Below are 26,367 nucleotides of genomic sequence, written 5' to 3'. Positions count from 1 at the left end.
GCCAGTGCCACGACAGCGCGGGCCGGGAGGCGGAAAGCAGGTTCGCCGCCGATAGGAGGTGCCCTGGACTTTCCGTTTGACAATCATTAATGTGATACACTAGGTTGGCATCTCAAGGTAAATTTGTGTCATAAAACGAAATGACGGTTTCCCGGCGCCAAGCTGGAGGGATCGCAAAGGAAAGGGGAGGCAGGCGGCAACATCCGCAATTCGATTGTGGTTGCACCGACCGAATTTTTTCTTTCGAAACCATTTCGTTTGAAACATTATGTGGGACAAATCGTTCTGCAGCGCCGGGATCGGGCCGCCGTCCGGTCCGGCGACAAGCGGGACAGCATCAGGGAGGACATCATGCGCAATCGCCTGCTTGCCACAATTGCCTTCACCGCCATGACGGCGCTGTCCGGGCTGATGCCGGGCGCGGCCCAGGCCGCGGATCCGATCAAGGTCGGCGCCATCGTCTCGGCCACCGGTCCGGCCTCCTTCCTCGGCGATCCGGAGAAGAAGGTGCTGGAGCTGTATGCCGACCGCATCAACCAGGCGGGCGGCGTCGGCGGCCGGCCGGTGCAGCTGACCGTCTATGACGATGGCGGTGCGGCGGACAAGGCGGCCTCCTTCACCAAGCGGCTGATCGAAAGCGACGGCGTCGACGTGATCGTCGGCGGCACCACGACCGCGGCGACCATGGCGGCGGTGCCGCTGGTGGAGCGCGCCGGCGTGCCCTTCATCTCGCTGGCCGGCGCCGTGGTGATCGTCGAGCCGGTGAAGAAGTGGGTGTTCAAGACCCCCCACACCGATCGCATGGCGGCGGAAAAGGTGATGGAGGACATGAAGAAGCGCGGGCTGACCAAGCTGGCGCTGTTGTCGGAGGACAGCGGCTTCGGCAAGTCGGGCCGCGAGCAGACCATCGCCGTCGCCAAGGAGCGCGGGATCGAGCTGGTCGCCGACGAGACCTACGGCGCCAAGGACACCGACGTCACCGCACAGCTGACCAAGGTCAAGAACAACGCCGCAGCGCAGGCGGTGCTGGTGTTCGGTCTGGGCCAGGGGCCGGCGGTGGTGACCAAGAACTACCGCCAGCTCGGCATCTCGCTGCCGCTCTACCAGTCGCACGGTGTCGCGTCGAAGGAATACATCCGTCTGGCCGGCGGTGCCGCCGAGGGTGTGCGCCTGCCGGCCGCCGGTCTGGTCGTCGCGGCACAGCTGGCCGACAGCGACCCGCAGAAGAAGGTCGTGACCGAATTCACCAAGGTCTACGAGGACAGCTTCAGCACCGAGGTGTCGACCTTCGCTGGCCACGCCTATGACGGGTTGATGATCGCGCTGGACGCGGTGAAGCGTGCCGGTGGCACCGACAAGGCCAAGCTGCGCGACGCCATCGAGCAGACCAAAGGGTATGTCGGCACCGGCGGCACCGTGACCATGAGCGCCAAGGACCACATGGGCCTGACGCTGGACGCCTTCCACATGGTGGAGGTCCGCCAAGGCGACTGGTCGCTGGTGAAGTGACGAGCGCAGCCCGGATCCCCTCTCCCCCCTGCTCACGCACAAACTTCGTTTGCGCTGACGCGACAGGCGGACCTTTGGTTCGCTGAAAGCGGGGAGAGGGTTAGGGTGAGGGGGATGCACAGCGTGGCTTTTTTCGACAAGCGACGCCGAAGCTCCCCGTTCAATCCACCCCACACATCCCCCTCACCCCGACTCTCTCCCAGGGGGGAGAGGGGGAGATGTGCGCGGGAGAGGAACGTCAGGAACCCAACGATGTTCGCGGAACTGCTGCAATATCTGCTGTCGGGGCTGACCATCGGCGCGATCTATGCGCTGGCGGGGCTCGGCTTCTCGATCATCTACAACGCCAGCCACGTCATCAACTTCGCCCAGGGCGAGTTCATCATGATCGGCGGCATGGCGTCGGCCACCCTGACCGCGTCGGGCGTGCCGCTGCCGCTGGCGATCATGATCGGCTGCGGCGGCGCCATGCTGGTCGGCGTGCTGGTGGCGAAATTCGCGGTCGAACGCGCCCGCAACGCCTCCACCGTCACGCTCATCATCATCACCATCGGCGCCTCGATCTTCCTGCGCGGCGTCGCCGAGCTGGTCTGGGGCAAGGATTTCAAGCGGTTGGACGCCTTCTCGGGCGAGACGCCGATCCAGATCATGGGCGCCTCGATGCAACCGCAGTCGCTCTGGGTGGTGGGCACCGCGGGCGTGCTGATCGTCGCCATCGGCCTGTTCTTCGCCAGGACGCTGACCGGCAAGGCGATCCTCGCCACCTCGCACAACCGCTTGGCCGCACAGCTGGTCGGCATCGACGTGAAGCGGGTGGTGCTGGCCTCATTCGCGCTGTCGGCGGCGCTGGGTGCGGTCGGCGGGGCGGTGGTGGCCCCCATCACCTTCTCCTACACCGAGATGGGCATCATGCTGGGGCTGAAGGGCTTCACCGCCGCCGTGCTGGGCGGGCTCGGCCACGGGCCGGGCGCCGTTGCCGGCGGGCTGATCGTCGGCATCGCCGAGGCGCTGGGCGCCGGCTACATCTCCTCGGCCTACAAGGATGCGGTGGCCTTCGTCATCATCCTGGCCGTCCTTCTCTTCATGCCGAACGGGCTGTTCGGCAAGCGCGGCACCGAACGGGTGTAAGGATTTAACCCCGATGAACGCACTCCTTCACGGGCGGCTGACCGGGCTTCTGGCGCTGGGCGCTGTGATCGCGGTCCTGCCGGCCTTCCTGCCCAACAACTTCTATCTCGACATCGCCATCCTGGCCGGCTTCAACGCCGTGGTCTGCGTCGGGCTGAATTTGCTGATCGGTTATGCCGGGCAGATCAGCCTGGGCCATGCCGGCTTCTTCGGCATCGGCGCCTACGCGTCCGGCGTGCTGGTCGGCACTTACGGCTGGCCGCCGATTGTGGCGCTGCTGGCCGGTGCCGTCTTCGTCGGGCTGCTGGCCTTCCTGGTCGCCAAGCCGATCCTGCGGCTGAAGGGCCATTATCTCGCCATGGCGACGCTCGGCATCGGCATCATCGTGTCCATCGTGCTGCGCACCGAAAGCGGTCTGACCGGCGGCCCCGACGGCATGATGGTGGAGCCGTTCAAGATCTTCGGCGTCGAGCTGTATGGCGAGAAGGTCTGGTACTGGGTGGTCGGCGTGCTGCTGGTCGGCGTGGTCTGGCTGTCGCTGAACCTGATCGACAGCCCGATGGGCCGGGCCTTGCGCGCCGTCCACGGGTCGGAGGTGGCGGCCGAGGTGGTCGGCGTCGACACCGCGCGCTTCAAGGTGATGGTCTTCGTGCTGTCGGCGGTGTTCGCCAGCGTGGCCGGCAGCCTGTTCGCCCATTACGCCGGCCTGATCACCCCGGCCAAGGCCGACTTCTTCAAGTCCATCGAACTGGTGACAATGGTGGTGTTCGGCGGCATGGCCTCGACCTTCGGCGCCGTCGTGGGTGCGGTGGTGCTGACGCTGCTGCCGCAGGCGCTGACGATCTTCCAGGACTACCAGCAGATCGTGCTGGGCGGCATCCTGATGGCGACGATGGTGTTCATGCCGAAGGGGCTGCTTCCCACCCTGGCGGCGCTGCTTCCGGCGCGGAGGCGGGCATGAAGATGCTGGCGACCACAGATCTCTCTCCCGACATCACGGCCCAGGCGCGCCGCGTCGGCCCGCCGATCCTGAAAGTGGAGCATCTCAGCCGCGAATTCGGCGGCGTGCTCGCCATCGGCGACCTCAGCTTCGCCATCGCGGCCGGCGACATCCATTCGATCATCGGGCCGAACGGGGCGGGCAAGACCACTTTGTTCAATCTGGTGACCGGCGTCTACAAGCCGTCGGGCGGCCGGGTGCTGTTCGACGGGGCCGACGTGTCGGGCATGGCGCCCTACAGGCTGGCGGCCCGCGGCATGTCGCGCACCTTCCAGAACCTGCAGATCTTCTTCAACATGACGGCGCTGGAGAACGTCATGGTGGGGCGGCACCTGCACCTGAACACCCGGCTGCTGCCGGCGCTGTTCCGCGTGCCCTCGCTGGTGCGCAAGGACCGCGAGGCGAAGGACCGGGCGGCGCAGCTGATGGCCGATGTCGGGCTGGGGAAATACGTCGACGCCGACGCCGCCTCCATGCCCTACGGCGCGCTGAAGCGTCTGGAGATCGCCCGCGCGCTGGCGTCGGAGCCGAAGCTGCTTCTGCTGGACGAGCCGGCGGCCGGCCTGAACGCCACCGAAAGCCGCGAGATCGACGAGGTGATCAAGACGGTCGCGGCCAGCGGCGTGACCATCGTCCTGGTGGAACACGACATGAAGATGGTGATGGGCATCTCGCACCGGATCACCGCGCTGAACCAGGGCCGCATGCTGGCCGAAGGCACGCCTCAGGAGGTGGCGGCCAACCCGGACGTCATCGCCGCCTATCTCGGCGCGGCACCGTAAGGAGAGAGACCCCATGCTTCTGGAGATCGAGGGACTCAACAGCCATTACGGCCGCATCCACGCGCTGAAATCGGCCAGCCTGACCGTGCGGGAGGGCGAGTTGGTGGCGCTGGTCGGCGCCAACGGGGCCGGCAAGACGACGCTGCTGCGCACCCTGTCGGGCGTCCACCCCGCCAGCAGCGGGCGCATCACCTTCGACGGCTGCGACATCACCCGGATGAAGGCGTCGCGCCGCGTCGCCGAAGGGGTGGTGCAGGTGCCGGAGGGACGGCAACTGTTCGGACCGCAGAGCGTAGAGGACAATCTCCGCCTCGGCGCCTACCGCCGGGGCAGCGGCAAGCCGGACGACGACATCGACCGGCTCTACGAGATGTTCCCGGTGCTGAAGGTCAAGCGCGACCAGCCCGCCGGCACCCTGTCGGGCGGCCAGCAGCAGATCGTCGCCCTTGGCCGCGCCCTGATGGCGAAGCCGCGCCTGCTTCTGCTCGACGAGCCCAGCATGGGGCTGGCGCCACTGCTGGTGGCGGAAATCTTCGACGCCGTGCAGCGGCTGAAGCGAGAGGGCACGACCATCCTGCTGGTCGAGCAGAACGCTCACGCAGCACTTGCCATCGCCGACCGCGGCTATGTGATCGAGACCGGCGAGATCGTGCTGAGCGACAGCGGTGCCGCCCTGCTGAGCAACGAGCGGGTGCGGCAGGCCTATCTGGGGCTGTGATAAGGTCTCAAATCCGATCATCGCCGCGACACTTCAACGGACACACGCCCCTTGAAACACCACACCTACTTCCGTTCCTCCGCCGCCTACCGCGTGCGCATCGCCCTGAACCTGAAGGGCCTGACGCCGGACCAGGCCTTCGTCCATCTGCGCAAGGGCGAGCAGGCCAAGCCGCCTTATTCCGACCTAAACCCGGAACATCTGGTGCCGGCGCTGGAGGTGGACGGGCCGGATGGTCACCATGTGCTGACCCAGTCGCTCGCCATCATCGAGTATCTGGACGAGACGCATCCCGCCCCGGCGCTGCTGCCGGCCGATCCGCTGGGCCGAGCGCGGGTGCGGGCGCTGGCGCTGGCGGTGGCCTGCGACCTTCATCCGTTGAACAATCTGCGGGTGCTGAACCACCTGAAGACCATGGGCCACAGCCAGGAGGAGGTCGACGGCTGGTACCGGCACTGGATCGCCGTCGGCCTGACCGCGCTGGAGGCGCAACTGGCCGGCGATCCGCGCACCGGCCGCTTCTGCCATGGCGACGAGCCCGGTCTGGCCGACATCCTGCTGGTGCCGCAGATGGCGAACGCCCGCCGCCTGGACTGCCCGCTGGACGGCTATCCCACGCTGCTGCGCATCGACGCAGCCTGCCGCAGCCTGCCGGCCTTCGCCGCCGCCGTTCCGGAGCGGCAGCCCGACGCCGAGGCCTGAAACGTTGCCGCCTGCCGGCATCGCAAGCCCGACCATTGTCCCCGCCAGATCACACATCTCCCGTTGGTGTTAGCGGTTTCGCGACATCCTTCCGTGGTATAGAGGTACGGGAAATTGGGTAGGGACGGCGGCCGGGCGATGTTGGGCAACTTCTCTTCGATGGCGTACGATCTTGCCGAGAACATCGCGGCGAGCGCTTTCGTCGTTCTTGCCTACACATTTCTGATCCGCCGCTCCGGCGGCTGGAGCCTGTACACCCGCCAGATCGTTTTCGGCGCGGTGATGGCGCTGACCGCCATCTTCTCGATGATCCACCCCATCCATATCGGGCCGGGCATCTTCATCGACGCGCGGGCTCCGCTGGTCGGGCTGAGCGCGCTGTTCGGCGGTCCGCTCTCCTCCGCCATCACCGCCGTTACGGTCGCGGGATACCGCATCTATTTGGGCGGGGTGGGGATGGAGGCCGGCGTTGCCAACGCGCTGCTCTCCTTCCTGACCGGCGTCGGTTTCACGATGTGGTCGAAGCGGCGCGGGATGGCGATGGGCGTCGGTCCGCTGCTGGGCTTCGGGCTGCTGCTGACGCTGGTGTCGACATCGACCCTGCTGCTGCTGCCCACATGGGAGCTTGCCTTGCAGGTGGGGCAGCGCACGGCGCCGGCGCTGTTGGCCATCATCCCGCTCGGCACCCTGTTCCTGGGCGGCCTGCTGCTGCGCGAGCAGCGCCAGCACGACGCCGAACGCCGGTTGGGCGAGAGCGAGGCGCGGTACCGCCTGCTGGCCGACAACGCCACCGACATGATCCTGGAAATGAAAGCCGACGGGGCGGTGCGCTACCTGTCGCCGTCGGTGCGCGACATTCTGGGCCACGACCCTGCTGAGATCGTCGGCTCCGCCCCGGCCAACCTGCTGCACCCGGACGATCTGGAGAGCGCGGCGATGGCCTTCGCCGGGATGCAGACGGGGTCGCCCCCCGTCACCTTCACCCACCGGCTGCGCCACCGCGACGGCCATTACCTATGGGTCGAATCCAGCATGCGGCCGACGGTGGGGTCCGACGGCGGCTTCGTGGTGGTCGGCGTGGTCCGCGACGTGACCGAGCGCAAGCGCTACGAGGAGGAACTGTCCGCCGCCCGCGCCGAGGCGGAGGCGGCCAACCGCGTGAAGTCGGAATTCCTGGCGTCGATGAGCCATGAGATCCGCACGCCGCTGAACGGCGTCATCGGCTTCGCCGACCTGCTGCTCGGCACCGAGCTGACGGCGGAACAGCGCCAGTATGTGTCGCTCCAGCGCGAAGCCGGGCGCGGGCTGCTGGCGATCATCGGCGACATCCTGGATTATTCGAAGATCGAGGCCGGCAAGCTGGAATTGGAGGAGCGCGCCTTCGATCTGCACCGGCTGCTGCGCGACTGCCGCGACCTGATGAGCAATGCCGCCTCGCAGAAGGGGCTGCTGCTGCAACTGTCGCTGGGCGGCACCGTTCCGCGCTATGTCCGCGGCGATGAGGCGCGCATCCGCCAGATCCTGCTGAACCTCGTCGGCAACGCGGTGAAGTTCACCGAACGCGGCTCGGTGCTGGTGTCGGCCGGGCTGCTGTCGGGCCAGGGGGGCGGCGAGGGAGAGGCGGTTCCGGCGGCGCATGTGCGGCTTTCGGTCAGCGACACCGGCCCCGGCATCCCGGCGACCGATCAGGCCAACCTGTTCCAGCGTTTCAGCCAAGGCGACCGTTCCACCACCCGGCGCTATGGCGGCACCGGGCTCGGCCTCATCATCTCCAAGCAGTTGTCGGAGCTGATGGGCGGGCATATCGGCGTGCAGAGCAGCCCGGGGGTGGGCAGCACCTTCTGGTTCGAGCTGCCGCTGCCGGTCGCCACGGCGCCGGGGCTGTCCGCTGTCGAGCGCAAAGATGCGGCACCCACCCGCAGCGCCCGCATCCTGCTGGCCGAAGACGTGCCGATGAACCAGATCGTGACATCCTCCATCCTCTGCAAGGCCGGCCACACGGTCGAGGTAGCGGAGGACGGCATCCTGGCGGTGGAGGCGATGCGCCGGGGCGAGTTCGACCTCGTCCTGATGGACATGCAGATGCCGCGGATGGACGGCCTGCAGGCGACTGCGGCGATCCGTCAGCTTGGCGGGCGGCGCGGCGCCGTGCCCATCATCGCGCTGACCGCCAACGCGCTGACCGATCAGCTCCAGCTTTGCCTGGATGTCGGCATGAACGACCATGTGACCAAGCCGATCGAGCGCGACACGCTGCTGTCCGCGGTCGACCGCTGGCTCGACGCCGGGACGGATGGGATGCTGCCGGAGGGGGATGCCGTGGAAGAGGCGACGGTGCTGGCCGGGGTGGCGACGGTGTCAGACAGCGCGCCGGTGCTGAACCGCGCCACGCTGGACACGCTGGCAGAAACGCTGGGCGCGGACGTGCTGCCCCGCTTCATCGCCGGCACCCTGGCCGAGCTGGCCCTGCGCGCCGACCGCATCAGCGAGGCGGACTCGTCGAAGGCCGCCGCAGCCGACGCCCATGCCATGGTGTCGCTGGCCGGTAATGTCGGCCTATTGGAACTGTCGCGCACCGCCCGCAAGCTTCAGCATGCCTGCGAGCAGCAATGGCCGGACGAGCCGGTGCTGAAAGCCGATCTGCGCGACGCCGTCAACCGCGCCTCCGCCGCACTTCAGGCGGCGCTGCCCACCCTGGGCGCGGCGGTGGAGACGGCCCCCTGAGCCACCTTCCTAGAGTTTGTCCGATGCTCATTGAGGTATCGGACAGACTCTATGCTTTTGGTTTCTCGTGCGATTCACGCGTCAAGCGAGTCAGCTTGAACCGATCGCACTCTAGCGGTTGACGATCAGGGCGACGCCGGCCACCGCGACCGCGGCGCCGGCCCAGGCGCCCAGCGACGGGCGCTGGCCGGTCAGCAGCCACATCATCGGCAGGATCAGGACCGGGCTGAGCGCCGACAGGGTGGCGACCACCCCGGCATTGCCGTGGGCGAGCCCGACCAGCAGCAGCGTCATCCCCAGCCCGACGCCGAGCAGCCCGTTGCCGGCGATCTGCAGCATCAGCTTCGGCGTCAGCCCGCGGGGGACCAGCAGCCCGCCAAGCCCGCCGGCACCTGCCCCCGCCGCCCCGCCGCGAACCGCCGACAGCACGCCGATCGTCGTGAACATCAGCGCCGCCGTGGTGACCCGGACCGCGGCTGATGCGATCGGATCGGCGCCCGCCGCCATCACCGGCTTGGCGATGATCGAGCCGGCGGCCTGACCGACCGCCGCCAGCAGACAGACCGAAACGCCGGCCAGCAAATTGCCCTGGATCGCCTCCCAGCTGTGAGTGGAGCCGGAGCGCAGGGCCACCGCCAGCATCACCCCCAGCGTGACCAGCGCAACGCCCAGAACGGTCCACGGCCCCAGCGCCTCCCCCAGCAGGGCATAGGCCAGCAGGGCGGTCAGCGGCGCGTTGGCGGCATAGATCACCACATTGCGACGCGGTCCCAGCCGGCTGAGCGACCAGAACAGCGCCATGTCCCCCACCACGATCCCCAGCAATCCCGACAGAGCCAGCGTCAGCGCGGCTCCGGTGTCCAGCGTCTGCCAGCCGCCCAGCAGGGTGGTGGCGACCAGCAGGGCCGCGGCGACGATGGTCAGGCGCACGCGGTTGAAGGCGATGGAGCCGAGCACCCGCACCGGTCCGATGGCGATCAGGCCGCCCGCGGCCCAGCACAGCGCCGCGCCCAGCGCGGCCATGTTGGCGATCATGATGGAAATGCGGACCGTTGGTTGAGGAGAGGGACAGGCACTCTACAACCGATGCCCTCTGCCTGCGAAATGAGCAAGATGCATGGCCGGGCAGATCTTCGACCGGTCTGCCGGAACCGTGCCCGGCCCAAGACCGTTGATTCAATCGGAACACGCCCCTGAGCGAGATCGCCATGGGAATGACCGGATGGACATGGCCAACCCAAGGGGCCAACCCGAGGAGCACGCGACCGATGCGGACAAATTTCACAAGGTTCGGCCCCGTCGTCCTCGTCATGGCGGCCGGACTCTTCTCCGCCCAGGGGGCGGCGGCCCAGACGGATGCCGCGGTCCAGGCGAGTTGCGGCGCGATGGTGGATCAGTTCGCCGCCGATCTCGGCCTGTCGACCGAACCGCCGCCGGTCGCCGTCCCCGGTCCTGGTGGCGGTACCGGCACGCCCGGCCTGTCGGGCTCCACCCCGCGCGACGAAACGGGGTCCGGCAGCGGCAGCGACCGCCTCGCCCAGTCCGGCGGCATGGTGGCGCCTCCCGCCGTCGGCGACCGGTCGGTGGTCGAACCGCCGGCCATCGGCAGCAACATGCCGACCGCTCCCTCCATCAGTCCCCAGGCCAATTCGCGGACGCCGCCTGACAGCGGTCCGGGTGGTTCCGGTGGCGGCGATGGGCTGATGGGGCAGGCGGCGCGGAACGCCCAGGTGGAATCGCTGGTCACCGCCGCCCGCAGCGCCGCCCGCGACGGCGACGAGGCCCGCTGCATGACCAGCCTGAACGATGCCCGGCGCCTGTCGCGGACCGCCCCAGGCGGCCATGGCGGCTGACGACGTCAATTGCCTTATCAATGATTTCGAGGAACCGCGCATGATCTTCGAACTTGGACCCTTTCCGCCCTCGCCGCCGCGCGAACCGTCGGTGCCGGATGACTCGATGCCGGTGCCGGGCGATCCGGCGCGTCCGCCGCTGGGAGAACCGCCGGGCCCGATCCCGGTTCCGCCGCGCGAGCCGCCCCCGGCGCCGGACCGCCTGATGGACCGCCTGATGGGTTGAGGCCCGTCCATCGGGCCCCACGGGTGTGATTTAACGGCCTGTCCTGCTTATTCGGAGCGGTCCCGACTTGCCAAGAGCGCGCGGACGGGCGATGTGTCAGGGGTTGGCGTCCACCGGTCCATGAGATGGACCGGCAAGGGCGCCGCTTCTGTTTGCCGGAGTTCGGGTTTCCCATGCACAATCAGCCGCCCCGCAGCCACGTCTATCGCCAGCCCAACGTCGTCGCCACCCAGGTGACGGCCACCGTGAAATGGTTCAACCCCGAACGTGGCTACGGCTTCGTCAAGGTCGGCGACAGCGGCAAGGACGCCCTGCTGCCGGCCTCGCTCGTCGTGCCCGCCGGCCACACCACCCTGCCGGACGGCGCCACCGTGGTCGTCGACCTCGTCGAGGACCGCAAGGGCCAGCAGGTCAGCGTCCTGCACTCCGTCGACCTCTCCACCGCCACGCCGGCCCGTCCGCAGGGGCGCGAGCGCAGCTTCGGGGACCGTGGTGATCGGGGTTTCAATGATCGGGGTGGGGATCGGGGCGGAGATCGCGGCTTCGGTGCGCGCCGCGATGCCGGCGGTCCGCGCGACCGCGGCTTCGGCGACCGCGGCTTCGGCGACCGCGGTGGCGACCGGGGCGGCTTCCAGAGCCGCAACCAGGATCGGGGCTTCCAGGACCGGGGCCAGGACCGCGGCTTCCAGGATCGTGGTGGCCCCCGCCGGCCGCAGCAGGCCAGCGGCCCGACCAGCGAGATGGGCGCCACGGTGAAGTGGTTCAACGGCGGCAAGGGCTATGGCTTCGCGCAGCCCGACGACGGCGGGCGCGACGTCTTCATTCCGGCCCGTGCGCTGGAGAGCGCCGGTCTGCGCGGGCTGGATGACGGGCAGCGCGTGCGCATGACCGTCCGCCAGGGCGAAAAGGGGATGGAAGCGGTCAGCCTCAAGATCGAGTGACCGCGTCCACCGTTTCATAGCCGGCCGTCAGCTGTCCGACGGAACCGAGGACTGGCCCAGATGCGCCGCCGCTTCCCGCTGGTTGCGGGCGGCGGCGTCATCGGGAACGGCCAGCCCGGCGTCCGGGCTGTTGACGCGGGGGCCGCCGGCATTGCGGCGGTCCTCCTCCTCGATCTCGCGGGCGGCCTGCGCCCAATGGTCGAGATGGCGGTCGTCGGGCCGCCCTTCCTCTTCCCAAAGCCGGTAGGCCCGGTCACGGACCCGTGGGTCGTCTGGACCCGATGTGTGTTCCATGATGGTCGGTTCCTGTTGTCGAGGGAGGCCGGTCGAGCCGGCCCGGATCAGTTGTTCCGATCAGCTGCGGTCCGGCTCGGAGGGGGAGGAGATCCGTTCCAGCGTGTCCTGGACCGCACGGTCGTTCTTGGCGTCGGTGGCAAGGTCGCCCAGCGAGACGATGCCGGTCAGCCGGTCGTTGCGGTCCACCACCGGCACCCGCCGGATCTGCTGGCCGGCCATCAACTGGGTCACGCTGCCGACCGGGTCGTCCTCGTAGCAATAGCGGGGATTGGCGGTCATCACCTCCGACACCTTGCAGCGGTCGGGCTGCTTTCCGGCGGAGATCGCCCGGATGGTGATATCGCGGTCGGTGACGACGCCGACCAGATCCCGCCCTTCGCAGACGGGCAGGATGCCGACGTTCAACTGGTCCATCAATTGCGCGGCCCGGCGGATGCTGTCGTCGGGCCGTACCGTCTGCACGTCGCGGGTCATGATCTCGCGGATTTTCATGCGGGGGCTTCCTGAAGCAATGGCGGGGGGAGCAATGGCAAGAGGCACAGGGGCGGCGGTCAGGCTGGGTAGGGGATGCGGTACTCCCGTCCCATCCTCAACAGATGCACTGGTCCGCCGTCCCGCTCAACCTACCCAGTAGAGTGGATCCACCCCGAAGAGCAGGGGGTGCAGCATCAGCATCCCCCCATAAGCGGCAAGTCCGCCGATCAGTCTTGCCGGTCCCATCTCCGCCAGTCCGCGCAACGCTCCGCGCCAGCCCTGCGGCCCGGTCAACGGCAGCAGCGAGGTCTCGTCCCGGTAGGCGCGGCCGGCGGGGCTGCGGCGCAGCACGATCTCGTTCTTCACCAGCGCGAACAGGGCGATGGCCGCCATGGTGCCGAACAGCAGCACCCGGCGCCCGTCGCCGGTGGCGTTCAGGTGTGCGCATGCCCATAGCAGCAGCGCCAGGCTGCCCGGCGCGCGGGTCAGGCGGTAGATGCCGCGGGGCGGGTTCGGCGCGCCCTGGCTGCCGAAGCGGGTGGTGACGCGGGCGACCAGCAGCAGGAAGACGACGGGCATCACCGCCGCCACCAGCGGGGCGGCCCAGTCGAAGGGCGTGAACACCACATCCCCGCCGTCGGCGGCGCGGTAGGCCAGCACGAACAGGGCCAGCGTCAGCAGCGAGCCGACGGAATGGATCGTCACGAAGCCGCCGCGGCCGAGCCGGGCGATCAGGGCGGGCCGCACCCCCGGCCAGGACGGCAGGGCATGGCTGAGGAACAGCAGAGCGGCGGCGAGGGCGAGGGATGCGGTCATGATGGAGACACTGAACCGTGTACGAACAGCCTCTGCCTTGATTGGGGTCAAGATTGGGGTCAGGGGGGATGGAAAATCGGGGAACGCCGGCAAGGTCCGCACGGTTCATTGGAGAGTGCTTTCTTCTCCCCGACCCCCGTGGACCCAATGACCGAGTGGATCATCCAGATCGTGCAGCAGTTCGGCTATCTCGGCATCTTCCTGATGCTGATCCTGGCCCGCGTGCTGCCGCCGGTGCCGGCGGAGACGGTGATCCCGCTGGCCGGCATGGGGGCTGCGACGGGAGAGTTCAACCTGCTGCTGGTGGCGCTGGCCGCCGGGGCGGGGTCCGCGGTTGGGGAGCTGGTGTGGTACCTGCCGGCCCATTGGATGGGGCGCGAGCGGTTCGAAGCCTTCCTCCGCCGCCACGGCCATTGGCTGACGGTGAAGCCCGAACAGGTCCACCGTGCCACCGAATGGTTCGCCCGGCGCGGTGGCGTCGCCGTTCTGCTGTGCCAGCCGCTGCCGGGGCTGCGCACGCTGATCTCGGTTCCCGCTGGGGCCTGCGGGCTGCCGATGGCGGTGTTCCTGCTCTATGCCGCCGCCGGGGCGGCGCTGTGGTCGCTGGTGCTGGCCGGCACCGGCTATCTGGTGCGGGTCGGCTTTCCCTGGATCGCCGACTGGATGGTGCCGGGGGCGCTGGTGCTGTTCATCGTTCTGCTCGCCGCCTATGTGCTGCGGCTGGTCCGCCACCGGCGCGACAACCGCCGGGCTGAGCGTGAAGGAATTTCGCGCAGCGGCGGCTGAATCGGCGCGGAACCTTCGCCCCGGCTGGCGCGTTTGAGGCGCGAGACGTCCCGAAAGGCCATGGCCGAAAGGACACGGCCGAAGGGACATGGCTTGAGGGGGACACGACCTTGGCCCGCCCCCGGTTTCCGGCGTGAAGCCCGATCCGAAAGGAACCGACCAGATGACCCGCAAATCCGCAATGACGAACCGGTGGCGAGCCGCCGCCGTGTTGTCGGCGGCGCTCGGCATGGCCGCCTGCGCCTCCGACGTGCCGCCGCCCACCGCCCAGCTCGGCGCCGCGTCCCAGGCGGTGCAGGAGGCCGAGCGCGCCAACGCCCTGCAATACGCCCCGGTGGCGTTGCAGAGCGCCCGCGACAAGCTGGCCTCCGCCGACAAGGCGATGCGCGCCGACGAGCGCACCCGCGCCCGCCGTCTCGCCGAGGAGGCCCGCGTCGATGCCGAACTGGCGACGGTGACCTCGCAGCGCGCGGTGACCCAGCAGGCCGCCACCGCGGTGGCCAAGTCCGCGGTCCCCAACAGCCCGCGTTCGGCCGCCGCGCCTAACGTGGCGCCGGTTTACAGCGGGTCGACGCTGGGTGGCACGCCGTCCGGCGGGTCGGGTTATGGCGGTTCCGGGATGAGCGGTTCCAGCTATCCGGCTCCGTCCGCCGTTCCGCCGGCGCCGGCCGGTTCGCTCGGCACACTGAATGGCTCGGGCGTCGGGACCAGCGGCGGCAACAGCTGGGGCTACAGCTATCCGGAGGTGCGTCAATGACCGCGTTCGCTTCCCGCAGAATCCCCGTTCTCTCGGGCCTCGTCCTCGCGGGTCTCGGCCTCGGGCTGGCCGGTTGCGCCACCCAGCCCACCGACAGCGCCGCCCTGACCCAGGCGCGGCAGGATTACAGCCTTGCCGCCGCGAACCCGCAGGTCGCCGGCAACGCCCCGCTCCAGCTGCGCGACGCCGAGACGGCCTTGCGCCGCGCCGAGGCGATGCGCGACCAGGGCGCCGATGCCGCCGAGGTCGATCACCAGGCCTACATCGTCAGCCGCCGGGTGCAGATCGCCCAGGAAACGGCCGGGGTGAAGGGCGCCCAGACCGTGGTCGCCAATGCCGACACCTACCGTCTCCAGGCCCGCAACACCGAGCTGGAGCAGCAGCTGCGCGACCTCCAGGCGCAGCGGACGGAGCGCGGTCTGGTCATGACGCTGGGCGACATCCTGTTCGCCACCGGCCGGGCGGAGCTGACCCCCGGCGCCTATGAGCGCATCGACCGGCTCGCCCAGTTCCTGCAATCCCAGCCCGGCCGCACCATCCGGATCGAGGGCCACACCGACAGCACCGGCAGCGACACCACCAACCTGCGCCTGTCGGAGGCCCGCGCCAATTCCGTCCGCGACGCCCTGACCATGCGCGGCGTCTCGCCGGCGCGCATCGTCACCCAGGGCATGGGCGAGGCGCAGCCCGTCGCCGCCAACAACACCGACGCCGGCCGCCAGCAGAACCGCCGCGTCGAGATCGTCATCTCCGACGACGGCCGCGTCGCGGAAACGCGATAAGTCCAGACATGGAAATCCCCTCTTCCGCCGCGGGAGAGGGGATTTCGGAAAGCGGGCCCGCTCCTTGCGTGACGGTCAGTCGTGACGGTCAGTCGCGTGCGGAGCGGGCTTTTTCGCGTCCGCTCCGGACCACGCCCCAGACCCCGGCGGCCAGCCCGACCGTCAGCAGAGCGGCGGCAGCGGCGCGTAGGGCGGAGCGCGGCGGGGGCGGCAGACGTTTCCACGGTGCCCAGGCCTCGCTCGGGTCGTCGGGGTCGGCGATGCGCAGGGCGGCGAAGGCCTGTTCGGTCAGGCTGGGATCGCTGGCGGGCAGTTCGGCCAGCCGGCGGCCGGACTGCGGGCAGAGCCGGTCGATGGCGGCGACGACGGAGCCGGCCGCCTGGATCTCCGCCTCCAGCCGGGTCCGGTCGATGCCCATATGCTCGGCCAGCAGACGGTTGCGCACGCTTATGATGGCGGCCTCCGCGCAGGTTCGTTCCGGCCCGTCCTCCCGCGGTGCCTCAATGGTCAGGTCGCACTCGCTGTCGTAGCCCATCGAGCGGTTGTTCAGGTTGGACGAGCCGATGCGCAGCAACCGGCCGTCCACCGCCACCACCTTGGAATGGACGATCACCGGCCCGCCGCCCTCCGTCACCGGGGTCAGGGCGCGCAGCCGGCCATAGCGGTCGGCTTCGCGCAGGCAGCGCAAGGCCACCGAGCGCGGCGTGTCCATCGCCATGCGGTCGAACCAGCTCGGGCTTTCCATCGACACCACCAGCACCACCTCCGGCCCGTCGGGCTCGGCCAGCCGTCGAGCCAGCGCCTCGGCGACGCGGGCGGAGGCGAAATACTGGTTTTCCAGATAGATGGTGCGCTCGGCCGCGGCGATGGCGGCGAAGGTCAGCGCCTCGCTCTCGCGGATCGCCGACCGCTCATCGATTTCCGGCACGGTGCGGGAAATGCCGATCCGTGCGTCGGTCAGGATCGGGCTGGCACAGTCGGGCAGCGGGCAGTCCGGCCAGGGATCCTGGTCGGCTTGGTCGATGTCGGGCGGCGGGCAGGGCTCCAGCACCTCCCCAGTGGCGCAGCGCCAGCGCTCCCTCGCCAGTTCCGACAGGGCACGGGCGGCATCGCCGTCGACCATCATCATCACGTCATGGCGCGGGCCATAGGGCTCGCCGTTCGGGCAGCGGCGGTGCGGGTCGTCGTCACGATGCTCCGACGTGTCCCAGCGGTCGAAGGAGAAGTCTATACCGCCGCAGAAGGCCAGGGCATCGTCGATCACCAGCAGCTTCTGGTGCTGGGCGGCGCCGACCGGCAGTTCCCCGTCGAGCCTGGCGTTCAGCCGGTGGCCGGTGCTGCGGTCCAGCCGCTCCAGCGGCTCATGCGGATGGTCGAGCGCGATGGGAAATGGCATGTCCCATTTCAGCGCCCGCACATGCAGCCCGGGCCGCGACCGCATCAGCCGGGCGAGGAAGCGGCCCAGCGTCTCGTGGCTCTCGGGATCCAGGCGCATGCGCGGATCGATGTCCCAGCCGACCAGCATGATCGACCGCTTCGCCTGTTCCATGGCGGCGCGGGCGGCGACGAAGTAATCGGCGCCGTCGACCAGCACCGCCACCCGCCCGGCACGCTCGGTCCGCCAGCAGGTCAGACCGGGACGGAGCACTGGGTCTGAGGTTCCGACGGTACTGGAAGGATCGCGTGTCGTCGGGGTCATTCCGGAATGATGGGCGGCATCCTGGGAGGCGTCGGGCACGGCTTGAACCCTTTTCGAAAACGCGTCGGGAGATTTGCGCGGACCATCCGCCTCGCGGCTTGAACCCTATGGCGCGCCTGTTGTTCCCGCCTCGCCGGCTGTGCGTCGGTGGCTCGCCGAAGGAACCCGCCGGACGCGTTTTTGCCCCTCTTTTGCCGGCGTTTTTCAAAAAAAGAGCGTGGACCGACCGAGATCATGCCCCGATTGCCCTGTTCTAAACCCATGAAAGACAAAGACGCCCTGGCCGGACGCCGATTGCGGCTCCAAACACGGCGTCCGTCCCGTTCCAAAGACGCCCAAATGCGAGGCGTTGCCACCATGAAGGAGTTCGAGGATGCGTAACCTGATGATCGGTACTGTTTCGGCAGTTCTCCTGATGGCCGCTCCGGCCATGGCCCAGACCGCTCAGCAAGCCAACCCCGGCGCTCTCAAGGGCAGCGGCGCATACCAAACCGCCCCGAGCAGCACCACCAACGTCGGACCGGACGGCATCGTCCATACCCCGCCGGGCGCCACCACTTCGCCGTCGGCTGGTTCCACGACCGGCGGCTCGGGTTCGACCGGCACCACCGGCACCCTGTCGGGCTCCTCGACCTCGCCGGTGCCGGGTGTGACCACCGCCCCCTCGGGCATGGGCAACAACACCGGCAGCAACGTTCCGCGCGACAACCAGACCGCCACCGGCACCCACTGCCCGCCGGGCACCCCGAACTGCGGCCCGGACAACGGCGGCAGCCAGTAACATCTTTCCTGCGGCAACAGCGCGGGCGCCCCGGAGCCATCCCTCCGGCGGCGCCCGTGTCGTTTTCGGTGCCGCGATCCGTCGCAGTCGGATATGCATCCGGGGGCTGCTGCGCCGACAGGATCAGCCTGTGAAGATCAGTTTTAGTCGAAGATCAGTCTGGGATTGCGGGCATCAGCCGGATGCGCGGACCGACCGGCGGGACGGAATTTCCATGAAATCGTCCAGCGGTGCGGTGCCGGCGGCGGTGGCGACCAGACGGCGGAACAGGGCCTGCTGCCTGCTGTCGGCGACCAGATATTCCGGATGCCACTGCACGCCGATCATGAAGGGCTCGTTCGGCGCCTCGATGCCCTGGACGACGCCGGCGCGTTCGCGGGCGACGACGCGCAAGCCCTCGCCGACCCGGTCAACCGACTGATGATGCAGGGCGTTCACGCGGCATTCGGCGATGCCGAGGATGCGGTAGAGTCTGCTGTCCGGCTCGATCCGGATGCGCTTGCGCGGCAGCACGGTGCGCATGTGCGGGGCTTCCTCGTACACCTCATGGATGTCGACATGCAGCGAGCCGCCGCGGTGGACGTTGATCATCTGAGAGCCGCGGCAGATGCCCAACACCGGCAGTCCGATCTTGGCGGCGCAGTCCAGCGCCAGCATCTCCAGCCGGTCGCGTTCGGGATCGATGCGGATGTGCGGGCGGGCGGATTCGCCGTAGAGCGACGCGTCGATGTCGTCGCCGCCGCCGACGACCAGCGCGTCCAGCCGGTCGATGGGGAAGGGTGACTCGGCGGTGATGCGGACCGACGATGCTCCGGCCCGCCACAGGGCAAGCCGGTTGGCCATGGCGGCGATGCGGCTGCCATGGATCGAGGCGGTGATGCCGACCAGCGGCCGGGACCTGCCGACGATGGCTGCCATGGAAAACCCCCTCAGCCGGCCTGACGGGCGGGGCCGTCGATCCCATCGACCTGTCCGGTCGAGTCTGCTCCAGCGTCCGCCTCGGGGCCTTGAATGCCCGGATTGGCGGCCAGCACGGCGTCGATGCGCTCGGCCCAGCCCTCGAGCTGCTGTGCCTCGGCTGCCCGGCGGTACTCGGTGCCGAGGCCGTCCAGCAGGGCGCGGTCGGCGGCCAGCCGCTCCACCGCCACCCAGCGGTTCCAGTCGGCGGCGAGCGACCAGTTGGGGTCGCTCAGCCGCGCGTTCGGCAGCCGGTAATGGAAGGTCGGGCGCGGGCGGACATGCGGATCCTCCATCGCCGCGGCCAGACGGTCGCGGTCGAGATGGGCGAACAGCGGGAACAGGTCCAGCTCGCGGTTGCGGGTGGGGTTGTCGGCCAGATAATCATCGATCAGCCCGCCCAGGTCGGGACGATAGGCGGGATCGACGACCTTGGCGGCATAGGGCGTCGGGAAGGCGGCGATGAAGCCGGACAGGCGCCGGGTGACGTCGACCCGGATTTCCCGCCGCAGCCAGGGGGCCAGCAGCAGGAAGGCCTTCAACATGTCCAGCAGGTAATCGCCATCGGTCCGGGCCACCTCCGGATTGAAATGCAGGCCGAAGGCGAACAGCGGGCTGGCCTCCGTCCCGGCGGCGCCCAGCGCGCGCAGGCGGGCGACCATCTCCTCCAACTCCGGCATCTGCTCCACCGTCACCGGCGGGGCGGCAATCTCGAAGGGCATCACCAGACTGCCGATGTTGCCCCACAGCGGCCGCAGCGGGTCGAGGATCGCCGCACCCCCCTTGCCCTTGTGGGCGGAGCGCATGTCGAGTTCGACCGTGAAGTCGCCGAGCCGCGTCTCCGTCACCAGACATCGGTGCGGGTTCTCGACGGTGACGCTGCCGCCGAACAGCCGGTGCACGCAGGCGGCGGCCGACGGCGCGTCAAGATCGGCGAATTCAAGTTCCACCCCCACGCGGCGCGGCGTGCCCTGGGACGTGGTGCGGAGCGGGGGGAGGAGGAAGGGTGTGGTCATTGCAAGGCTTCAACAGCCCACCCCGCAGCCTGTTCCATCGATGGAGCTGCATCAGAATTCCAGTTGCATAGGAAGTTCTTGAACACTGCAACGACGCGAATTCAAGCAGGCTGCGGGACATATCCCTTTCGACCGTAACCACTCGATGGTGGTATGTTTTGGTTTTTGATGTAAATGCTCTGCAGTTGGCGGCAAATTGGGAGAGGATAACAGCCCTTCGATCGGGTTCTCCCCTCTGATCAGGCTCATTCTTTTCTAAATTAACCGGCGCTTAACCATAAGTGCGTTAGCGATAGGCCTGCCGCAGGGTGGCGCATCCATCGCTCCATCCGGTCGGCTTTGCGGAGGAGCATCGTCTACGCCATGACCCTTCTGGCACGCCTCTTCATTCTGGTCCTGCTCGCGGTCCTGCCGGCGATCGGCATCCAGATCTACAGCGTGCTCGAACAGCGGGCGGAGCGCGAAGGCGAGGTGACGCTCCAGGCCGAACGGCTTCTCCGGCAGGTCGAAAGCGAGCATTTCCGTCTCATCGACAGCGCCCGCCTGATGGTCACCGCGGTGACCGAAGCGCGCTTCCTGCGCCGGGGCGAGATCGACAACTGCCAGAGCTATCTGGAGCGGCTGGCGACCCGTTCCGCCGACTACCGCACCCTGTCGATCACCGATACCGAGGGGCGCATCCTGTGCAGCGCCGATCCGTCGCGCATCGGTGCCTCTCTGAGCGTCCAGCCGCATTTCCGCCGGGCGATGACGCAGGGCCGCTTCGCCGTCGGCGAATGGACGATCACCCATTCCGGCGCCGACGGCGGTGAACTGCCGGTCGCCGCTCCCTATTCGGACAGCAACGGCCGGCGGGCCGGCGTGGTCGCCCTGTCGCTCGACGTGCCGCGGCTGACCGCCCTCTTCGCCTCCCGTCCGATGCCGGACAACACCACCCTGACCGTCGCCGACCGCTCCGGCACCATACTGGTGAAGCTGCCGGGCACCCAGGGCCGGGCCGGCGAACGGCTGCCGGACAGCTATCTGGGGCTTCTGTCGGAACGGGAAGCCGGCGTGACCATGCTGCCCGGACTGGACGGCGTGTCGCGCATCCTCGCCTTCTCCCCGCCGTCCGCCGGCATCCGCGACCTGTTCATCAGCGTCGGCGTCGACCGTGGCGCCGCCATGGGCGCGGTCGACCGCGCCACCCGGGACGGGTTGCTGATGACGCTGTCCGGCTTCCTGGTCGCCGCCGCCGCCGCCTGGATCGGCGGCACCCTGTTCATCCGCCGCCCGGTCGATGCGCTGGTTTCCGCCGCCCGCGACTGGAGCGAGGGCAAGACCGCCACACGGGTCAAGCTGTCCGACCGCTCGTCGGAGATCGGTCAGCTCGGCTACGCCTTCGACATGATGGCCGAACGTCTGGAAGCGCGCGAAGCGGCGCTGCGCCAGTCCGAAAGCCACATCCGCGCCGTGCTGGACGCGCTGCCGGCCTATGTCGGCGTGCTGACGCCGGACGGGGCGGTGGCCCAGGTCAACCGCGCCGCCGCCGATGCCGCCGGGTTGCCGCCCGCCCGCATCGTCGGCCGCCCCTTCGACGAGATCTGCTGGCTGTCCTTCGACGAGGCCGGGCGGGAGCGGCTGCGGCAGGCGCTGGCGCTGGGTGCCGGCGGCCGGTCCTCCCGCTTCGACGCCGGGCTGCGCGTCGCCACCGGGCGGGACACCGCGCCGCGGGAGATGACGGTCGACGTCAACCTGACACCGATGGTCGATGCCGACGGCCATGTCACCCACCTGATCGCCACCGGCATCGACATCACCGAACGCAAGCGCACCGAGGAGGCGCTGCGCGTCGCCGAGGAGCGCGTGCGCACCGGCCTGCGCAATTCCGGCGTGGTGGTGCTCAACCAGGACCGCGACCTGCGCTACAACTGGGCGCATTCGGAATGGCTCGGTTTCTCTCCCGACGCGCTGATCGGCCGTACCGACGCCGACCTGTGCAGCCAGCGCGAGGATGCCGACGGCATGATGGCGCTGAAGCGCCGGGTGATGGAGAGCGGCGTCGGCGCGCGGGAAGAGGTGCGCATCCGCTGCCAGGGAGAGGACCGCTTCTTCGACCTGACCGTCGATCCGCTGCACGACCCTTCCGGCCGCGTGGAGGGCGTCACCTGCGCCGCCGTCGAGGTTACCGACCGCAAGAATGCCGAGGCCGAGTTGCGCCGTGCGCGGGAGGAGGCCGATCAGGCCAACGACGGCAAGTCCAAGTTCCTCGCTGCCGCCAGTCACGATCTCCGCCAGCCGGTGCAGTCGCTCTATCTCTTCACCGCGGCGCTGAGCGACCGGTTGCAGGGCCATGCGGCGCTGCCGATCCTCGACAACATCCGCCAGGGGCTGGACACGCTGAAGAGCCTGCTGGACGGTCTCCTGGACATGTCCCGGCTGGAGTCTGGCAAGATCGTCGCCACGCCGGTCGAGGTGCGGCTGAACCAGATGCTCGGCCGGCTGGTCGCGGAATACGGCCCGCGCGCCGCCCAGAAGGGGCTGGAACTGCGCGCCGTGCCGACCCGCGCCTGGGTCCGCACCGATCCGGCTCATCTGGAACGCATCCTGCGCAACCTCGTGGAAAACGCGCTGCGCTACACCACCAGGGGCAAGGTGCTGCTGGGTTGCCGCCGGACGCCGTCCGGCATGCGGGTGGAGGTGTGGGACACCGGCGCCGGCATCCCCGCCGACCGGCTGGAGGACATCTTCGAGGAGTTCACCCAGCTGGGCGAGCGCAGCGAACGCGGCCTCGGCCTGGGGCTGGCCATCGTCAAGCGGCTGTCGCGGCTGCTCGGCCATCCGGTGACGGTGCGCTCGTGGGAGGGCAAGGGGTCGGTCTTCGCGGTCGAACTGCCGCGGGTGATCCTGGGCAACCCGCGTCCGGCCAGCGGCACTGCCGCCGCCGCCGCGACGCTCGCGCGCCGGTCCGTCGCCAACGATGCCGCCGCGAATGACCGGGGGCAGGCGATCAGTGCCATCGCCAACGCTTTCAGCGGCGGGCGGAGCGCGGTCGGAACGACCAAGACGATTGCCGCGCCGCCTGCGGCCGGGGCTGCGGTCGCGACCGGGTCCGGGTCTGGGTCCGCCAAGGGCATGGTGCTGGTGATCGACGACGAGGCGATCATCCTGCTCGGCCTCAAGGCGATCCTGGAAGGCTGGGGCTATGACGTGCTGACCGCCAAGTCGGGCGATCAGGCGCTGGAGCGGCTGCGCGCCGACGGCCGCTGTCCGCAGATCGTTCTGGCCGACTACCAGCTCCAGCAGGGCCGCACCGGTCCGGAGGCGGTGTGCGCCGTTCAGACCATGCTGGGCCAGTCGGTTCCCGGCATCATCCTGACCGGCGACACCAGTTCCGAACGCCAGGAGGAGGCCGAGCGCCGCGGCTTCCGCATCCTGCACAAGCCGGTCTTCCCCAATGATCTCCGCCGCATGATGGCGAGCGCCGGGGCGGCGTGAGGCGCCGGCTTCGGTTGCACCGACAGGAAAAAGGGCCGCTCCCTACCGGGAAGCGGCCCTTTTCTTATCTGTATCTTGGCAGCCTTACTTCGCCAGATTGCGCAGCACGAAGTTCAGCACGCCGCCGTTCCGGTAATACTCCACCTCGTCCAGCGTATCGATGCGCAGCAGCAGTGGGTAGGTCTCCACCGTGCCGTCGGCGCGGGTCAGGGTCAGGGTGACGTCCTTGCGCGGGCGCAGATCCTGCTCGATGCCGGCGATGTCGAACTGCTCCGACCCGTCCAGCTTCAGGTCGGCGCGGGTGGTGCCATCCTTGAACTGCAAGGGCAGGATGCCCATCCCGACGAGGTTGGAGCGGTGGATGCGCTCGAAGCTCTCGGCGATCACCGCGCGGATGCCGAGCAGGCGGGTGCCCTTCGCCGCCCAGTCGCGGCTGGACCCGGTGCCGTATTCCTTGCCGGCGACCACCACCAGCGGCACGCCTTCGTCGGCGTAGCGCATGGCGGCGGTGTAGATCGGCAGCCGTTCGCCCGACGGATAATGCTTGGTCTCGCCGCCTTCGACGCCGGGGATCAGCTCGTTGCGGATGCGGATGTTGGCGAAGGTGCCGCGCATCATGACTTCATGGTTGCCGCGGCGGGCGCCGTAGCTGTTGAAGTCCTGCGGACGGACCTGATAGCTCAGCAGATACTCGCCGGCCGGGCTGGTCCTCTTGATCGAGCCGGCGGGGGAGATGTGGTCGGTGGTGATGGAATCGCCCAGCACCGCCAATGCCCGCGCGCCGCGCACGTCCGACACCGGGTCCGGCGTCTTGGTCAGGCCGGTGAAGAAGGGCGGCAGCTTCACATAGGTGGAGCCGTCCTGCCACTGGTAGGTCTGTCCCTCCGCCGTGGCGATGGCCTGCCACTGTTCCGGACCCTTGAACACGTCGGAGTAGCGGCTGCGGAACATCTCGGCGGTCAGCGAGGCGTCGATGGCATCCTGCACCTCGCGGTTGCTCGGCCAGACGTCCTTCAGATAGACCGGCTGGCCGTCGCTGCCGGTGCCGAGGGGGTCGGTGGTCAGGTCGATGTTCAGGTTGCCGGCCAGCGCATAGGCGACGCACAGCGGCGGCGAGGCCAGATAGTTGGCGCGGGTATGCGGGTTGACGCGGCCCTCGAAGTTGCGGTTGCCCGACAGCACCGCGCCGACCACGAGGTTGCCTTCCTCCACCGCCGCGGCGATGGCGTCGGGCAGCGGGCCGGAATTGCCGATGCAGGTGGTGCAGCCGTAGCCGACGATGTTGAAGCCGATGCGGTCGAGGTAGGGCTGCAACCCGGCCTTGGCCAGATAGTCGGTGACCACCTGGGAGCCCGGCGCCAGCGAGGTCTTGACCCACGGCTTCTGCGTCAGTCCTTTTTCCACCGCCTTCTTGGCCAAGAGGCCGGCGGCGATCAGCACCGCCGGGTTGGAGGTGTTGGTGCACGACGTGATGGCGGCGATGACGACAGCACCCTGTTCCAGGCTGTAGTCGGTGCCCTTCACCGGAACCGCCTTCTTGGGATCGTCGGCCTTGTAGGCCTCGGTCATGTCCTTGGCGAAGCCCTGCGCCACCGCCGACAGCGGCACGCGGTCCTGCGGGCGCTTCGGACCGGCCAGCGACGGCTCCACCGTGCCCATGTCCAGTTCCAGCACGTCGGTGAAGACCGGGTCGGGGCTGTTCGGCTCGCGCCACATGCCCTGGGCTTTGGCATAGGCCTCGACCAGCGCCACGCGGTCGGGGTCGCGGCCGGTGAAGGCCAGGTAGCGGATGGTCTCGGCGTCGATGGGGAAGATGCCGCAGGTAGCACCATATTCCGGCGCCATGTTGCCGATGGTGGCGCGGTCGGGCAGCGTCATGCTGTCCAGCCCCGGCCCGAAAAATTCGACGAACTTGCCGACCACGCCCTTCTTGCGCAGCATCTGGGTGACGGTCAGCACCAGATCGGTGGCGGTGGTGCCCTCCTTCAGCCGGCCGGTCAGCTTGAAGCCGACGACCTCCGGGATCAGCATGGAGATCGGCTGGCCCAGCATCGCGGCCTCCGCCTCGATGCCGCCGACGCCCCAGCCCAGCACCGACAGGCCGTTGACCATGGTGGTGTGGCTATCGGTGCCGACCAGCGTGTCGGGATAGGCCACCGGCTTGCCCGACGGGTCGCCGTCGGTCCACACCACCTGCGCGAGATACTCGGTGTTGACCTGATGGCAGATGCCGGTGCCCGGCGGCACCACGCGGAAATTGTCGAAAGCCTTCTGGCCCCAGCGCAGGAAGGCGTAGCGTTCCAGGTTGCGCTCGAACTCCAGATCGACGTTCTTCTGGAAGGCGTCGGCACCACCGAAATAATCGACCATCACCGAATGATCGATGACCAGATCGACCGGCACCAGCGGGTTGATCTTCGTCGGGTCGCCGCCCAGCGACGCCATCGCTTCCCGCATCGCCGCCAGATCGCAGACCGCCGGCACGCCGGTGAAGTCCTGCATCAGCACGCGGGCCGGGCGATAGGCGATTTCACGGTCGGACCGCTTGTCGACCAGCCATTGGGCCACCGCCTTCACGTCGTCGACGGAGACGGTGCGCCCATCCTCGAACCGCAGCAGGTTTTCCAGCAGCACCTTCATCGAGAATGGCAGCCGCGACAGATCGCCGAGACCCGCCTCCTCGGCGGCCTTCAGGCTGAAATAGTCGTAGCTCTTGCCACCCGCGTTGAGCGAGCGGCGGGTCTTGAGCGAATCTTGACCGGTGAAGGTGGTCACGGGAAAGACTCCTTGGCTTCTGTGGCTTTTGGACCCGGCAGTCCGGATCGTGGCTTTTGGTTCGGGCGGGCACCGGAGCGGATGCCTGGGGAAGATGCTTTTCGTCGGATGGACTGGAAGGCCGCCGGACAGGACGGGCCATACAGCCAAGATGTAGGGCGCGAGGC

23 protein-coding genes are annotated in these 26,367 nt (G+C 68.8%); 15 read left to right on the top strand and 8 right to left on the bottom strand.

Going from position 1 to position 26,367, the window contains the following annotated elements; translation table 11 throughout:
• The first annotated feature begins 351 nt into the window (after positions 1–351).
• From GBZ48_RS10285 to GBZ48_RS10255, 7 genes are all read left to right on the top strand, one after another.
• On the top strand, positions 352–1,509 hold the full coding sequence (locus GBZ48_RS10285) for an ABC transporter substrate-binding protein (protein WP_174470952.1): 1,158 nt from the start codon (positions 352–354) through the stop codon (positions 1,507–1,509).
• 252 nt (positions 1,510–1,761) lie between these two features.
• Positions 1,762–2,637, top strand: coding sequence for a branched-chain amino acid ABC transporter permease (locus GBZ48_RS10280; protein ID WP_109048007.1), 876 nt, complete (start codon positions 1,762–1,764; stop codon positions 2,635–2,637).
• 13 nt (positions 2,638–2,650) lie between these two features.
• Positions 2,651–3,598: a branched-chain amino acid ABC transporter permease gene (locus GBZ48_RS10275; RefSeq protein ID WP_174470951.1), complete on the top strand. Its 948-nt coding sequence runs from the start codon at positions 2,651–2,653 to the stop codon at positions 3,596–3,598.
• Complete coding sequence (locus GBZ48_RS10270; RefSeq protein ID WP_174470950.1) at positions 3,595–4,419, top strand: ABC transporter ATP-binding protein; 825 nt, start codon at positions 3,595–3,597, stop codon at positions 4,417–4,419. The genes GBZ48_RS10275 and GBZ48_RS10270 overlap by 4 nt, the downstream gene beginning before the upstream one ends.
• A gap of 13 nt (positions 4,420–4,432) precedes the next feature.
• On the top strand, positions 4,433–5,137 hold the full coding sequence (locus GBZ48_RS10265) for an ABC transporter ATP-binding protein (RefSeq protein WP_109048004.1): 705 nt from the start codon (positions 4,433–4,435) through the stop codon (positions 5,135–5,137).
• 51 nt (positions 5,138–5,188) lie between these two features.
• On the top strand, positions 5,189–5,839 hold the full coding sequence (gene maiA, locus GBZ48_RS10260; protein ID WP_174470949.1) for a maleylacetoacetate isomerase: 651 nt from the start codon (positions 5,189–5,191) through the stop codon (positions 5,837–5,839).
• A gap of 159 nt (positions 5,840–5,998) precedes the next feature.
• Entirely contained in the window at positions 5,999–8,563 is a 2,565-nt protein-coding gene (locus GBZ48_RS10255) for an ATP-binding protein (RefSeq protein WP_174470948.1), read from the top strand.
• Between the two features lie 111 nt (positions 8,564–8,674).
• On the opposite strand, the gene GBZ48_RS10250 is transcribed toward GBZ48_RS10255, so the two are convergent.
• Positions 8,675–9,598, bottom strand: coding sequence for a solute carrier family 35 transporter (locus tag GBZ48_RS10250; protein ID WP_174470947.1), 924 nt, complete (start codon positions 9,596–9,598; stop codon positions 8,675–8,677).
• Between the two features lie 233 nt (positions 9,599–9,831).
• Here GBZ48_RS10250 and GBZ48_RS10245 point away from each other — a divergent pair, with 233 nt between their 5' ends.
• From GBZ48_RS10245 to GBZ48_RS10235, 3 genes are all read left to right on the top strand, one after another.
• Positions 9,832–10,416: a hypothetical protein gene (locus tag GBZ48_RS10245; protein WP_174470946.1), complete on the top strand. Its 585-nt coding sequence runs from the start codon at positions 9,832–9,834 to the stop codon at positions 10,414–10,416.
• Positions 10,417–10,456: 40 nt separating this feature from the next.
• Positions 10,457–10,642, top strand: coding sequence for a hypothetical protein (locus GBZ48_RS10240; RefSeq protein WP_174470945.1), 186 nt, complete (start codon positions 10,457–10,459; stop codon positions 10,640–10,642).
• A gap of 173 nt (positions 10,643–10,815) precedes the next feature.
• Positions 10,816–11,583, top strand: coding sequence for a cold-shock protein (locus GBZ48_RS10235; RefSeq protein ID WP_174470944.1), 768 nt, complete (start codon positions 10,816–10,818; stop codon positions 11,581–11,583).
• 27 nt (positions 11,584–11,610) lie between these two features.
• Here GBZ48_RS10235 and GBZ48_RS10230 read toward each other — a convergent pair whose 3' ends face one another.
• The 3 genes from GBZ48_RS10230 to GBZ48_RS10220 form a co-directional block, all read right to left on the bottom strand.
• Positions 11,611–11,877 (bottom strand): DUF2934 domain-containing protein, encoded by a 267-nt coding sequence (locus GBZ48_RS10230; RefSeq protein ID WP_174470943.1) that lies wholly within the window; start codon positions 11,875–11,877, stop codon positions 11,611–11,613.
• Positions 11,878–11,937: 60 nt separating this feature from the next.
• The gene (locus GBZ48_RS10225) at positions 11,938–12,372 is read right to left on the bottom strand and encodes a CBS domain-containing protein (protein ID WP_174470942.1); all 435 of its coding nucleotides are present in this window, start codon (positions 12,370–12,372) and stop codon (positions 11,938–11,940) included.
• A gap of 126 nt (positions 12,373–12,498) precedes the next feature.
• Complete coding sequence (locus GBZ48_RS10220) at positions 12,499–13,170, bottom strand: NnrU family protein (protein ID WP_174470941.1); 672 nt, start codon at positions 13,168–13,170, stop codon at positions 12,499–12,501.
• Positions 13,171–13,317: 147 nt separating this feature from the next.
• On the opposite strand from GBZ48_RS10220, the gene GBZ48_RS10215 reads away from it, so the two are divergent.
• From GBZ48_RS10215 to GBZ48_RS10205, 3 genes are all read left to right on the top strand, one after another.
• Positions 13,318–13,956 carry a DedA family protein gene (locus GBZ48_RS10215; protein ID WP_174470940.1) on the top strand — a complete coding sequence of 213 codons (639 nt, stop codon included), beginning with the start codon at positions 13,318–13,320 and terminating at the stop codon, positions 13,954–13,956.
• A gap of 163 nt (positions 13,957–14,119) precedes the next feature.
• Complete coding sequence (locus GBZ48_RS10210; RefSeq protein WP_174470939.1) at positions 14,120–14,713, top strand: DUF4398 domain-containing protein; 594 nt, start codon at positions 14,120–14,122, stop codon at positions 14,711–14,713.
• Positions 14,710–15,495, top strand: coding sequence for an OmpA family protein (locus GBZ48_RS10205; RefSeq protein ID WP_174470938.1), 786 nt, complete (start codon positions 14,710–14,712; stop codon positions 15,493–15,495). Before GBZ48_RS10210 ends, GBZ48_RS10205 begins: the two co-directional genes overlap by 4 nt.
• 88 nt (positions 15,496–15,583) lie before the next feature.
• Here the strand turns inward: GBZ48_RS10205 and GBZ48_RS10200 are convergent, their stop codons facing one another.
• On the bottom strand, positions 15,584–17,143 hold the full coding sequence (locus GBZ48_RS10200) for a phospholipase D-like domain-containing protein (protein WP_343049518.1): 1,560 nt from the start codon (positions 17,141–17,143) through the stop codon (positions 15,584–15,586).
• 424 nt (positions 17,144–17,567) lie between these two features.
• Between GBZ48_RS10200 and GBZ48_RS10195 the strand changes: the two genes are divergently transcribed.
• Positions 17,568–17,975 carry a hypothetical protein gene (locus tag GBZ48_RS10195; protein WP_174470937.1) on the top strand — a complete coding sequence of 136 codons (408 nt, stop codon included), beginning with the start codon at positions 17,568–17,570 and terminating at the stop codon, positions 17,973–17,975.
• 174 nt (positions 17,976–18,149) lie between these two features.
• Here GBZ48_RS10195 and GBZ48_RS10190 read toward each other — a convergent pair whose 3' ends face one another.
• Positions 18,150–18,893, bottom strand: a complete 744-nt coding sequence (locus GBZ48_RS10190) for a gamma-glutamyl-gamma-aminobutyrate hydrolase family protein (protein WP_174470936.1) — start codon at positions 18,891–18,893, stop codon at positions 18,150–18,152.
• A gap of 11 nt (positions 18,894–18,904) precedes the next feature.
• A complete protein-coding gene (locus GBZ48_RS10185; protein ID WP_174470935.1) occupies positions 18,905–19,948 on the bottom strand; it encodes an amidoligase family protein in 1,044 nt (347 codons plus the stop codon).
• A 363-nt stretch (positions 19,949–20,311) separates the two neighbouring features.
• Here GBZ48_RS10185 and GBZ48_RS10180 point away from each other — a divergent pair, with 363 nt between their 5' ends.
• The gene (locus tag GBZ48_RS10180; protein ID WP_174470934.1) at positions 20,312–23,425 is read left to right on the top strand and encodes a PAS domain-containing protein; all 3,114 of its coding nucleotides are present in this window, start codon (positions 20,312–20,314) and stop codon (positions 23,423–23,425) included.
• Between the two features lie 84 nt (positions 23,426–23,509).
• Here the strand turns inward: GBZ48_RS10180 and acnA are convergent, their stop codons facing one another.
• Entirely contained in the window at positions 23,510–26,200 is a 2,691-nt protein-coding gene (gene acnA, locus GBZ48_RS10175; RefSeq protein WP_174470933.1) for an aconitate hydratase AcnA, read from the bottom strand.
• Positions 26,201–26,367 lie beyond the last annotated feature (167 nt).

It is taken from the genome of Azospirillum melinis (assembly GCF_013340935.1).
Classification (GTDB): Bacteria; Pseudomonadota; Alphaproteobacteria; order Azospirillales; family Azospirillaceae; genus Azospirillum; species Azospirillum melinis.
The sequence above is the reverse complement of the archived record's forward strand: the minus strand, read 5'-3'. Positions and strand labels throughout refer to the sequence as shown.